Genomic DNA, 12,491 nt, shown 5'->3' on the forward strand with positions numbered 1-12,491 from the left:
GTCCGCGATCTCAGGACTTGTCGAACTTCTTGACGACGTCGGCCCATTTCTCGATATCGCCGCGCAGGAACTTGTCGAACTCCGTCGGCGTCATCGACATGGGCACGGCACCCTGCTCAGTCCATAGCTTGACGATGTCGGGCCGCTTCACCATTGCGTTCACGGCGGCGTTCAGCTTGTCGATGATTGGCTTCGGCGTGCCGGTCGGTGCCATCAGGCCAAGCCAGATCGTCGCCTCGTAGCCGGGTACGCCGCCCTCGATCGCGGTCGGCACGCTTTGCAGTACCGCAGAGCGCTGCTTGCCGGTGGTGGCGAGGGCGCGGACCTGGTTCTCGGCGATGTTCGGCGCCATCGCCGGCACCGCGTCGATCATCATCTGCACCTGCCCGCCGATCACGCCGCTGCGCGCCTCGCCGCTGTTGCGGTAGGGCACGTGGACCAGGTTGATGCCCGCCATCGCTTTGAACAGCTCGCCGGCCATGTGATAGGGCGTGCCCTGGCCGGAGGAGGCGTAGTTCAGTTTGCCCGGCTGCGCCTTGGCGAGCGCGATGAACTCCTGCAGCGTCTTCGCCGGAACCTGCGGGTTCACCACGATGACGAGATCGGAATAGTTCACCGGCGCGATCGGTGCGAGGTCGCGCATCAGCTCGTATTTGCGTTGGTCCGGCGTCAGCAGCGATTCGTTCGCGGTCTGGGTGTTGGACATCATGAGCAGCGTGTAGCCGTCGGCCGGCGACTTCGCCGCTTCGACCGTGCCGATGACCCCGCCCGCGCCGGTGCGGTTCTCGATCACGAAGGGCTGGCCAAAGCTCTCCTGGAGCACGTTGCCGATCAGCCGGGCGGCGACATCGGCCGGCCCGCCGGCGCCGAAGGGCACGACGATCCGCACCGTGTGGGTGGGATAGTCCTGCGCCAGGGACGGAGCTGCGGGAAATGTGGTGAGCAGACCGGCGGCCAGCGCCAGCATGAGTTGTCGGGCCGTCACACCCACCTCCCTGATATCGTTCTTGTTGGCCGGCACTGTAGCGGCAGGGGATGCGGACTGTCGACGCCTCACTTGGCCGATCGTGCCGGGAATATCGGGCCGGTTTCGGTGTGACCGGGCCGTATTTCGCGGCCGCGGCAGGAACCCGCGTCGCATGTGGTTTGAGCAAATCGCATGGGCATTGCCGGATAAATGCCCTCGGCGGACCGGTATTTTGGTGTTACGAAATCGGGCATGAACCAGCACGCCAAGATCGAAATCCGCCATTCGACCTGTCCGCATGATTGCCCGTCGGCCTGCGCCCTCGATGTCGAGGTGGTCGAAGGCCGCAGCATCGGCCGCGTTCGCGGTTCGAAGAAGCAGACCTATACGGCCGGCGTCGTCTGCGCCAAGGTCGCCCGCTATGCCGAGCGCATCCATCACCCCGAGCGGCTGATCTATCCGATGCGCCGCACCGGGCCGAAGGGCTCCGGGCAGTTCGTGCGGATCTCCTGGGACGAGGCGCTCGACGAGATCGCCAACCGCTTCAATCAGGCCGAGCGCGAGTTCGGCGCGGAATCGATCTGGCCCTATTACTACGCCGGGACGATGGGGCTGGTGATGCGCGACGGCCTCAACCGCCTCACGCATGTGAAGAAATACTCGCGCTTCTATCAGACCATCTGCGCCAATGTCGGGCGCATCGGCTTTGCGATCGGCACCGGCAAGATCGCCGGCGTCGATCCGCGCGAGATGGCAGTGTCCGATCTCGTGGTGATCTGGGGCACCAATCCCGTCAACACGCAGGTCAACGTGATGACGCACGCCGCCCGTGCGCGCAAGGAGCGCGGCGCGAAAATCGCGGCGGTCGACATCTACGACAACGAGACCATGAAGCAGGCGGACATCAAGATCCTCCTGCGTCCCGGCACCGACGGTGCCTTTGCCTGCGGCGTGATGCATGTCCTGTTCCGCGACGGCCATGCCGACCGCGCCTACATGGACAAATACACCGATTGCCCCGCCGAGCTCGAGGCGCATCTGAAGACCCGGACGCCGGAATGGGCCTCCGCGATCACAGGCGTGCCGGTGTCCGAGATCGAGGCGTTTGCCAAACTGGTCGGCGAGACCCAGCGGACCTTCTTCCGGCTCGGCTACGGTTTCACCCGCTCGCGCAACGGCGCGACGCAGATGCATGCGGCACTCTGCATTCCCGCGGTGACCGGGGCCTGGCAATATGAAGGCGGCGGCGCCTTCTTCAACAATTACGCGTTGTGGCACTTCGACGAATCGCTCATCGAAGCCCACGACGCGATCGACCAGACCACGCGCGCGCTCGACCAGTCGCAGATCGGCCGCATCCTTACCGGCGATGCCGAGGCCCTGCTCGGAAAGGGGCCGGTCAAGGCGATGCTGATCCAGAACACCAACCCGATGACGGTGGCGCCGGAGCAGGCGCTGGTGCGGCAGGGATTCGCGCGCGAGGATCTGTTCGTCGCGGTGCACGAGCAATTCATGACCGAGACGGCGCAGATGGCCAACATCGTGTTGCCGGCGACGATGTTCATGGAGCATGACGATCTCTATTACGGCGGCGGCCACCAGCACATCTCGGTCGGCCCGAAGCTGATCGACCCGCCCGGCGAGTGCCGCTCCAACCACCAGCTGTTGCAGGCGCTGGCGCCGCGGCTTGACGCGACGCATCCGGGTTTCGAGCTGACGCCGCGCGAATTGATCGACGCGACGCTGAAGCTCAGCGACCACGGCGACATCGCCGGCCTCGAAGCCGATCTCTGGCGCGACCTGCAGCCGGACTTCCGCACCTCGCATTATCTCGACGGTTTTGCCCATGCCGACGGGAAATTCCACTTCAGGGCCGACTGGGCGCATCCGCCGTTCGGCCGGACGATGGGCGATTTCGACAAGATGCCTTCGTTGCCGGACCATTGGGCGGTGATCGAGCACGCCGACCAGGCTCATCCGTTCAGGCTTGCGACCAGCCCTTCGCGCAGCTTCCTCAACACCACCTTCAACGAGACGCCGTCCTCGCAGGCGCGCGAGGGCAGGGCGAGCGTGATGATCCATCCCCTCGATGCAGCCTCCCTCGACATCGCCGACGGCGATGCGGTGACGCTCGGCAACACCCGCGGCGAGACCACGCTGATTGCCACACTGTTCGAGGGCGTGCGGCGCGGCGTGCTGATCGCGGAATCCGTTCATCCCAACAAGAGCCATATCGGGGATCGCGGCATCAACATGCTGACGGGCGCGGACACCATCGCGCCGATCGGCGGGGCCGCGTTCCACGACAACAAGGTGTGGATCAGGAAAGCGGTCGCCGCCTGAGCGGGCCTTGATCGCCCGTATATTTGTGTCGAGGCGCTAAAGCGGCGTCTCGCCGCAGATTGCCCCTTGCACCTTGCGCCCGCGCTGCCGCAAATGGCAGCAAAACGGAAAGCTAAGGAAGCGGCGTCATGACCGACACAACGAGCGTCATCACCGAGAAGCGCGGGCAGGCGTTCTGGATCACCATCAACCGGCCGGAGAAGCGCAATGCGCTGAACGGCGACGTGATCGCCGGCATCGGCAAAGGCTATCGCGACGCGCATGACGACAGGGATGTCCGCGTCATCGTGCTGACGGGCGCGGGCGACAAGGCGTTCTGCGCCGGAGCTGATCTGCAGAACTCCGGCGCGGCCTTCGCGATGGATCATTCCAGGCCCAATGTCGACTATGCCGATCTGCTGCGGTTGTCGCAGAACGCGACCAAGCCGGCGATCGCGCGCGTCGGCGGCGTCTGCATGGCCGGCGGCATGGGCCTGCTGTGCATGACCGACATGGCCGTTGCGGCCGATCACGTCATCTTCGGCCTGCCGGAGGTGAAGGTAGGCGTGTTCCCGATGCAGGTGTTGAGCCTGCTGCAGTCCATCGCTCCGCCGCGGCTCGTCAACGAATGGGCGCTGACCGGCGAGCCGTTCGACGCGAAGGCGGCGCAGGCAGCTGGCCTGCTCAACCACGTCGTCCCCGCAGCCGAGCTGGATGCCAAGGTCGACTGGCTGATCGGCCGCATCGTCGACAAATCCCCGACCGCGATCCGCCGCGGCAAATACGCCATGCGTGCGATCGCCTCGATGTCGTTCGACGAGAGCATCGCCTACACCGAAAGCCAGATCGCGCTGCTCGCGATGACCGAGGACGCCAAGGAAGGGCTGAAGGCCTTCGGCGAGAAGCGCAAGCCGGTCTGGACGGGTCGGTAAGGGGGTTACGACAGGAGCGGCGACCTCAGCCCGCGTTGGCCTTCAGCCCCGCTGCCTGGATGCCGGAGACCGCGCAGGCCTCGTCATTGTCGGACGTGTCGCCGGAAACTCCGACCGCGCCGAGCAAGGTCGTGCCGTCCATGATCAGCACGCCGCCCGGGACCGGTACCAGCGCGCCCCTGGCGATGGTGTTCACCGCGTCGATGAAATAGGCCTGCTCCTGCGCGCGCTGGAACAGGGCGCGCGAACCCATGCCGAGCGCGAGCGCGCCGTAGGCCTTGCCGTGCGCGATCTCGGCGCGCATCAGGCTGGTGCCGTCCTGGGCCGCGGCGATCTTGAGCACGCCGCGGGCGTCGAGGATGGTGACGACGAGCGGCTTCAGCTTGAGTTCGCCGGCCTTCGCAAAGGCGGCATCGAGGATCTTGCGGGCGGTGTCGAGCGTGAGGTCAGCCATGGCTGGTTTCCTTTTCAGCGAGAGAAGTGGAGTTGGTTTCGGCGCGATCGAGGCTCATCGCCAGCACGCGCGCGACGTGAAGCGCCTCGCGCTGCGCGCCGTCGTGGATCTGGTGCCGGCAGGAGGTGCCGTCGGCCACGACCAGCGTCGTCTGGTCCGCGCGCCGCACGGCGGGCAGCAGCGACAGCTCGGCCATCTCGATCGAGGCGTCATACGTGTCGGCGCCATAGCCGAAGGCGCCGGCCATGCCGCAGCAGCTCGATTCGATGGTCTCGACTTTCAGGCCGGGGACGAGGCGCAGCACCTGTTCGACCGGCTTGAACGCGCCGAAGGATTTCTGGTGGCAATGGCCGTGCACAAGTGCCTTGTCGGCGACGGCGCCGAGCGGCAGTCGCAGCCGGCCGGCCTCGGCCTCGCGCACCAGGAACTCCTCGAACGTCAGTGCGTGGGCACCGACGGCCTTGGCGTCATTGCCCTGGCGCAGCGAAGCCAACTCGTCTCGCAGCGTCAACAGGCAGCTCGGCTCGAGGCCGATGATCGGCACGCCGCGCGCGGCAAAGGGCGCGAAGGCGGCGACGATCTGGTCGAGCTCGGACCTCGCTTCGTCGACGAGTCCGGCGGACAGGAAGGTGCGGCCGCAGCACAGCGGCCGGCTGCCGCTCGCGGGCTTCGGCATGTGCACGCGGTAGCCGCCGGCCGTGAGCACGCGCAGCGCGGCGTCGAGATTCTCGCGCTCGTAGATGCGGTTGAACGTGTCGGCGAAAAGCACCACCTCGCGGCCGGCCTCCGGACCAACCGTTTCCGCAGGCGGCACGAACACGTCGCTGCGGAAAGCGGGCAGGGCGCGGCGTGCGCTGATGCCGGCAAAGCGCTCGAACAGCTTTCGCAGCAGCGGACTGCGGTTGCGTAAATTCGCCAGCGGCGCGAAGCGCGCCGCGAGGCCGGCATAACGGGGCAGATAGCCGACCAGCCGGTCGCGCAGCGTCAGGCCGTGGGAGGTGACGCGCGCGGCCAGCACCTCGATCTTCATCTTGGCCATGTCGACGCCGGTCGGGCATTCGTGGCGGCAGGCCTTGCAGGAGACGCAGAGTTTCAGCGTCTCCATCATCTCGTCGGAGGAGAGCGCATCGGGCCCGAGCTGGCCGGAGATCGCAAGGCGTAGCGTATTGGCGCGCCCGCGCGTGACATCCTTCTCGTTGCGCGTCGCGCGGTAGGACGGGCACATCACGCCGCCCTCGAGCTTGCGGCAGGCGCCGTTGTTGTTGCACATCTCGACCGCGCCCTGGAAACCGCCGCCCGCGCCGGGCCATGCGGACCAGTCGAGCTTCGTGTTCAACTCGCCGACGCGATAGTCCGGCCGGTAGCGGAACAGCGAGCGGTCGTCCATCTTCGGGGCATCGACGATCTTGCCGGGGTTGAGCACGCCGTCGGGATCGAAGCGCTGCTTCACTTCCCTGAAGTCGGCGACGAGGCGTTCGCCGAACATCGTCGCATGGAATTCGGAGCGCACCAGGCCGTCGCCATGCTCGCCGGAATGCGAGCCCTTGTACTCGCGCACCAGCGCGAAGGCCTCTTCGGCGATGGCCCGCATCGCCTTGACGTCCTTCTCCAGCTTCAAGTTCAGCACGGGACGCACATGCAGGCAGCCTTCGGAGGCATGGGCGTACATCGTGCCGCTGGTGCCGTGCTTGGCGAAGACTTCGTTCAGCCGCGCGGTGTAGTCGGCCAGATGCGGCAGCGGCACCGCGCAGTCCTCGACGAAGGAAACCGGCTTGCCTGCGTCCTTCATCGACATCATGACGTTGAGGCCGGCGGCGCGGAAATCGGCGATGCCGCCCTGCAGCGCCGGCTCGGTGATCTCGACCACGCCGCCCCATTTGCGCTTGTCTTTGCTCCAGCCGAAGCCGAGATCGTCCATCAGCTCGCCGAGCTGCTTGAGGCGGACGAGGTTGTCCGCCTGGTCCTCCTCCGCGAATTCGACCACCAGCACGGCATCCGGATCGCCCTTGATGGCGGTGGAGATGATGGGCCGGAACATCGCGATGTCGCGGCCGAGCGCGAGCATGGTGCGGTCGACCAGCTCGACCGCGATCGGTTTGAGCTTGACCAGATGCTGGGCCGCGTCCATCGCCTCGTAGAAGCTGCCGAAATGGCAGATGCCGAGCGCCTTGTTGCGGATCACCGGCCACAGCTTCAGCTCGACCTTGGTGGTGAAGGCCAGGGTCCCCTCGGAGCCGACGAGAAGGTGCGCCATGTTGTTGCGCGCATTGCGCGGCACCAGCGCATCGAGATTGTAGCCGCCGACGCGGCGCTGCACTTTTGGAAATCGGGCCGCGATCTCCTCGGCCTCGCGCGTGCCGAGATCGAGCATGTCGCGGAACAGCGCGCGGGCGCCGTTGCCGGGATCGACGTCGGAAAGATCGCGCGACACCTCGCCGTAGTGCGCCAGCGTGCCGTCGGCGAGTGCGGCCTCCATCGACAGCGTGTTGTCGCGCATGGTGCCGTAGCGCAAGCTGCGGCCGCCGCAGGAATTGTTGCCGGCCATGCCGCCGATCGTCGCGCGCGAGGCCGTGGAGACGTCGACCGGAAACCACAGGCCGTGCTTCTTGAGCTGGCGGTTGAGGTCGTCGAGCACGATGCCGGGCTCGACCACGCAGGTGCGGCCCTCGACGTCGAGCGCCAGGATCCGGTTCAGGTGCTTCGAGAGATCGACCACGAGGCCGTCATTGACGGTCTGGCCGCATTGCGAGGTGCCGCCGCCGCGCGGGGTGACCTTCAATCCCTCGTCGCGGGCGATCGCCAGCGCCCGCAGCGCCTCGTCCATGGTCCTGGGCACGACCACGCCAGCCGGCATGATCTGGTAGAACGAGGCGTCGGTGGCATAGCGGCCGCGGCTGAAGCCGTCGAACAGCACGTCGCCGGTCATGTCCGCGCGCAGGCGTCGTTCGAGCGTGGAGGCGTTTGTCATCCCTGATCCCGGACTGATCCAGCGAGGTGGCTCAGCCTTGCTGAGTTATCCATTATTGTTCACGACCGATTATATTATGAATTCAAAATGAGCAAGCCGGCTGGCCCTCAAGGCGAGGCGGGCGCCTCGCCTTGGGGCTCGGTCAGGTGATCGATCGCCGCACTCCGCTTGTTGCGCAGGTGCTGGAACAGGATGTCGCTGAGCTCACTTGCGGCGCGCCGGCGCAACGCATCGAGGATGGCCTCGTGCTCGCGCATCGCTTCCGCCCAGCGCTGCCGCTTGCGGGCGAAATTGGCGGAGTAGCGGACACGGCGGATCCGGCCGGCGAAATTGGCGTAGGCGGTCCTGAGCGTCTCGTTGCGGGCGGCCGCGACGATGCTCTCGTGGATGCGCTGGTTGGTCTGGAAATAGCCGTGCATGTCGCGATGCAGATAGTGGCCGTACATCTCGTAATGCAGCTGCTCGATCGCGGTGATTTCCTCATCCGTGATGGCTTCGCAGGCGAGGCGCCCGGCGAGGCCCTCCAGTCCCGCCATCACGTCGAACAGCTCCTCGAGGTCGCGCTGGCTGAGCTGGCGGACGCGTGCGCCGCGGTTGGGCAATAGCTCGATCAGCCCCTCGGCGGCGAGCACCTTCAAGGCCTCGCGCAAGGGCGTGCGGGAGATGCCGAACATTTCGCAGAGCCGGCGCTCGGGAACGCGCGCGCCCTCGGCGATATTGCCCTCGACCACATAGTCGCGCAGCCGCAGCAGGATCTCGCCATGGAGCGAGGCCTCCTGGCGGTCGCCGCCGTTGCCGGCGGGCGGGGCGATCGGAACCCCGGTGTCGGGAATCGTGGATTTCATTTGCAGCACAGTAGTTTGCCCGTTTGATCGCGTCGACGTCCACAATCGAATACCAAATTTCGATTGAAAGGACAAAAAATGAATGCAAAATAGCTCGCAGGGCCGGCCATAACCCGCCGACAGGGAGGTTTTCATGCATCAGGGACGCCATTTTCTTCAGATTCCGGGCCCAAGCCCCGTCCCCGACCGCGTCCTGCGCGCCATGGACATGCCCGTCATCGATCACCGGAGCGCGGAATTCGGCGAGCTCGGCCGCGCCGTGCTCGAAGGCAGCCAAAAAATCTTCCAGACCGCCGGTCCGGTCGTGATCTTCCCCTCGTCGGGGACCGGCGCCTGGGAGGCGGCGATCGTCAACACGCTGTCGCCGGGCGACAAGGTGCTGATGGTCGAGACCGGCCATTTCGCCACGCTGTGGCGGCAAATGGCGGGCCGCTTCGGTATCGATGTCGATTTCGTGCCCGGCGATTGGCGCCGCGGCGCCGACCCGGCGGTGGTCGAAGCAAAACTCACCGAGGACAAGGCGCACGCGATCAAGGCCGTGATGGTCGTGCACAACGAGACCTCGACCGGCGCGACCAGCCGCATCGGCGAGATCCGTGCTGCGATCGACCGCACGGGCCATCCGGCGCTTCTGATGGTCGACACCATCTCCTCGCTCGGCTCGGTCGACTACCGCCACGACGAGTGGAAGGTCGACGTCAGCGTCAGCTGCTCGCAGAAGGGCTTTATGCTGCCGCCCGGCCTCGGCTTCAACGCGATCTCGGAGAAGGCGCGCGCCGCTGCGAAGACCAACAGGATGCCGCGCTCCTATTTCGATTGGGAGGAGATGCTCAAGCCCAACGCCAACGGCTTCTTCCCCTACACACCCGCGACCAATCTGCTCTACGGCCTGCGTGAGGCGATCGCGATGCTGCTCGAAGAAGGGCTCGAGAACGTGTTCGCGCGCCATCAGCGGCTGGCTGCCGCGACACGCGCCGCCGTCAATCATTGGGGGCTCGAGATCCTTTGCCGGGAGCCGGCGGAATTCTCGCCGGTGCTCACCGCGGTGCTCATGCCACCGGGACATGATGCCGACCAGTTCCGCAAGATCGTGCTCGACAATTACAACATGTCGCTCGGCTCGGGCCTGTCGAAGGTCGCCGGAAAGGTCTTCCGGATCGGCCATCTCGGCGAATGCAATGCGCTGACGCTGCTCGGTGCGCTCACCGGCGTCGAGATGGGCCTGTCGGTCGCGGGCGTGCCGCACCGCTCAGGCGGCGTCGATGTCGCGATGAAGCTGCTGGAGCAGCGTCCGCAGGGCAATGCGTCGCCGCATCTGAAAGTGGTCGGCACTTAAGGCCGCGCGGGACACGCGGCCGAAATCATAGGAAGTGATCAGGGAGGGATGCGGGCCCCATGGCACACGCGGCCGCTCGCCGCTCGCGCGCGGCGGAGGCCGAGGAGCCTCTCCCGTCCGGCAAGGTGGTGGCCGCGGAGTAGGGGGCGGCGGAGGTCCGCCGCTTCTGCATGGGAGTCGCCCTTTGGAGAGGGGACAAGCCGGTCAAATGGTGCTATTCGGCGGCCATCAAAACCAAGGCTAGACCGGGAAGGACGCCGATGACCGTGCATACTGGAAGGCATTTCTTACAGATTCCAGGACCGACCAACGTGCCCGACCGGGTGCTGCGGGCGATGGACATGCCGACGCTGGACCATCGCGGTCCGGAGTTCGCCGAGCTCGGTTTCGCCGTCCTCACCGGCATGCAGCGCGTGTTCCGCACCAAGCAGCCCGTGATCATCTTCCCCTCGTCCGGCACCGGCGCCTGGGAAGCGGCGATGGTCAACGTGCTCTCGGCCGGCGACAAGGTCCTGATGTGCGAGACCGGCCAGTTCGCCGTGCTGTGGCGCGGCATCGCCGACAAGTTCAAGCTCGACGTCGACTTCATCCCGAGCGACTGGCGCCACGGCGCCGATCTCGCCGAGATCGAGAAGCGCCTTGCCGCCGACAAGCAGCACACGATCAAGGCGGTCTGCGTCGTCCACAACGAGACCTCGACCGGCTGCGTGACCCCGCCGCTGGAGGTGCGCAAGCTGCTCGACCGCGTCAAGCATCCGGCCCTCCTCATGGTCGACACCATCTCGGGCCTCGGTTCGATGGAATATGAGCACGATGCCTGGGGCATCGACGTCTCGGTCGCGGGCTCCCAGAAGGGCCTGATGCTGCCGCCGGGTCTCGGTTTCAACGCCGTCTCGGAGAAGGCGCTCGCTGTGGCGAAGGCCAATCCGGGCATGCGCTCCTATTGGGACTGGCAGGAAGTCATCAGCTTCAACAAGCTCGGCACCTTCCCCTATACGCCCGCGACCAATCTGCTCTACGGCCTGCGCGAGGCGGTGAAGATGCTGGAGGAGGAGGGGCTGGAGAACGTCTGGTCCCGGCACAAGCGCCACAGCGCTGCGACCCGCGCCGCGGTCAAGGTCTGGGGCCTGGAGACCCAATGCGCCGATCCCGCCGCGCATTCGCCGGCGCTGACCGGCGTGCGCGTGCCTGACGGACACGATGCCGACGCCTTCCGCAAGGTGGTGCTGGAAAACTTCGACATGTCGCTCGGCACGGGCCTGAACAAGGTCAAGGGCAAGGTGTTCCGCATTGGCCATATCGGCCATTTCAACGATCTGATGCTGATGGGCACGCTCGCCGGCGTCGAGATGGGCCTGGATCTTGCAAAGATTCCGCACCGAAGCGGCGGCGTGTTGGCGGCCATGGACGTCCTCAAGGGACGCGACGTGGTGCCGATGGCCAAGGCCCAGGTGGCTTAAAGGCCCAGGTGGCCCGAAACTAACCTAGAAAGTGAGCGCGCGATGAACGCACCGACGACGACGAACGAAGACCTGCTCTACTCCGTCCAGGACGGCATCGCGCGGATCACCTTCAACCGCCCCCAGGCGCGCAATGCAATGACCTTCGCCATGTATGACCGCATGGCGGAGATCTGCCAGGAGATCAACGCCGACCGCTCGATCAAGGCGTTGATCCTGACCGGCGCCGGGGACAAGGCGTTCGCCTCCGGCACCGACATCTCGCAATTCCGCGCCTTCAAGACCGCGCAGGACGCGCTTGATTACGAGGCCCGCATCGACCGCGTGCTCGGCACGCTCGAGCAGTGCCGCGTGCCTGTGATCGCGGCGATCGCCGGCGCCTGCACCGGCGGCGGCGCCGGCATCGCGGCCTGCTGTGACCTCCGCATCGGGACTGAGACGACGCGCATCGGCTTTCCGATCGCGCGCACGCTCGGCAACTGCCTGTCGATGTCCAACATCAGCCGCGTCGTCTCGCTGGTGGGACCTGCCCGCACCAAGGATATGATCTTCAAGGCGCGGCTGGTCGAGGCGCCGGAGGCGCTGGCGCTCGGCCTGCTCAACGAGGTCGTGCCCGACGTCGAGACGCTTCAGCGCCGCGCCGACGAGACCGCAAAGCTCGTCGCGAGCCACGCGCCGCTCACGCTCGAAGCGACCAAGGAAGCGGTCCGCCGCATCCGCCGCACGCTGTCGCGCGAAGAGGGCGAGGACCTGATCCTCAAGGCCTATATGAGCGAAGATTTCCGCGAGGGCATGGACGCCTTCCTCAACAAGCGCACGCCGAACTGGAAGGGCAAGTAGCCCGTACCGTCGGCTCCTTCGCCCGCCTTCATGGGCTGCACGAAAGCCGAAGCGATTGCGGACGCCAATCGTCAGTCGTTTCGCGTAATCCAAATTGTCACAAACCTTTCAATCGGTTCCGGTCCCCGGAACCGCGATTGTGTGCGCCCGCACCTACGCGTTCACGTTGACGGCATGACAGGCTCGGGCATAAGATCGCGAAGGTTGCATTCCACCGTCTCGTTTTTCCGAGCGGCCGATCGCATCGAGTGACGTGATTTGTGTGAAGCGTTCCGGCCGATCGTCCTGCAACCGGACGTCATTGAACTGAAATTGAACTGAAAAAGTAGCGAAGTAAGTTTCGTCGACGCGAACCGCGCCAGAATTC

Annotated in this window: 9 protein-coding genes; 5 read left to right on the top strand and 4 right to left on the bottom strand. The window is 65.9% G+C overall.

What is annotated here, in order from left to right; genetic code table 11:
- Window positions 1-10: 10 nt before the first annotated feature.
- Window positions 11-967 (bottom strand): Bug family tripartite tricarboxylate transporter substrate binding protein, encoded by a 957-nt coding sequence (locus JQ572_RS22045; RefSeq protein ID WP_211385371.1) that lies wholly within the window; start codon window positions 965-967, stop codon window positions 11-13.
- Window positions 968-1,219: 252 nt separating this feature from the next.
- On the opposite strand from JQ572_RS22045, the gene JQ572_RS22050 reads away from it, so the two are divergent.
- Together JQ572_RS22050 and JQ572_RS22055 are read left to right on the top strand one after the other, a co-directional pair.
- Window positions 1,220-3,310, top strand: a complete 2,091-nt coding sequence (locus tag JQ572_RS22050; protein WP_211384932.1) for a molybdopterin-dependent oxidoreductase — start codon at window positions 1,220-1,222, stop codon at window positions 3,308-3,310.
- Between the two features lie 128 nt (window positions 3,311-3,438).
- On the top strand, window positions 3,439-4,221 hold the full coding sequence (locus JQ572_RS22055; RefSeq protein ID WP_211384933.1) for an enoyl-CoA hydratase/isomerase family protein: 783 nt from the start codon (window positions 3,439-3,441) through the stop codon (window positions 4,219-4,221).
- A gap of 25 nt (window positions 4,222-4,246) precedes the next feature.
- On the opposite strand, the gene JQ572_RS22060 is transcribed toward JQ572_RS22055, so the two are convergent.
- From JQ572_RS22060 to JQ572_RS22070, 3 genes are all read right to left on the bottom strand, one after another.
- On the bottom strand, window positions 4,247-4,675 hold the full coding sequence (locus tag JQ572_RS22060) for a GlcG/HbpS family heme-binding protein (RefSeq protein WP_211384934.1): 429 nt from the start codon (window positions 4,673-4,675) through the stop codon (window positions 4,247-4,249).
- Window positions 4,668-7,643: an FAD-binding and (Fe-S)-binding domain-containing protein gene (locus JQ572_RS22065; RefSeq protein ID WP_211384935.1), complete on the bottom strand. Its 2,976-nt coding sequence runs from the start codon at window positions 7,641-7,643 to the stop codon at window positions 4,668-4,670. Before JQ572_RS22065 ends, JQ572_RS22060 begins: the two co-directional genes overlap by 8 nt.
- Before the next feature lie 107 nt (window positions 7,644-7,750).
- Complete coding sequence (locus JQ572_RS22070; protein WP_211384936.1) at window positions 7,751-8,488, bottom strand: GntR family transcriptional regulator; 738 nt, start codon at window positions 8,486-8,488, stop codon at window positions 7,751-7,753.
- Window positions 8,489-8,621: 133 nt separating this feature from the next.
- Here JQ572_RS22070 and JQ572_RS22075 point away from each other — a divergent pair, with 133 nt between their 5' ends.
- The 3 genes from JQ572_RS22075 (at window position 8,622) to JQ572_RS22085 (ending at window position 12,124) form a co-directional block, all read left to right on the top strand.
- Complete coding sequence (locus JQ572_RS22075; protein ID WP_211384937.1) at window positions 8,622-9,824, top strand: pyridoxal-phosphate-dependent aminotransferase family protein; 1,203 nt, start codon at window positions 8,622-8,624, stop codon at window positions 9,822-9,824.
- A 260-nt stretch (window positions 9,825-10,084) separates the two neighbouring features.
- Complete coding sequence (locus JQ572_RS22080; RefSeq protein ID WP_211384938.1) at window positions 10,085-11,284, top strand: pyridoxal-phosphate-dependent aminotransferase family protein; 1,200 nt, start codon at window positions 10,085-10,087, stop codon at window positions 11,282-11,284.
- Window positions 11,285-11,326: 42 nt separating this feature from the next.
- Window positions 11,327-12,124, top strand: coding sequence for an enoyl-CoA hydratase/isomerase family protein (locus JQ572_RS22085; protein ID WP_211384939.1), 798 nt, complete (start codon window positions 11,327-11,329; stop codon window positions 12,122-12,124).
- The last annotated feature ends 367 nt before the right edge of the window (window positions 12,125-12,491 follow it).

The sequence above is a fragment of the Bradyrhizobium sp. SZCCT0153 genome (genome assembly GCF_018129995.1).
In the GTDB taxonomy this organism is placed as follows: domain Bacteria; phylum Pseudomonadota; class Alphaproteobacteria; order Rhizobiales; family Xanthobacteraceae; genus Bradyrhizobium; species Bradyrhizobium japonicum_G.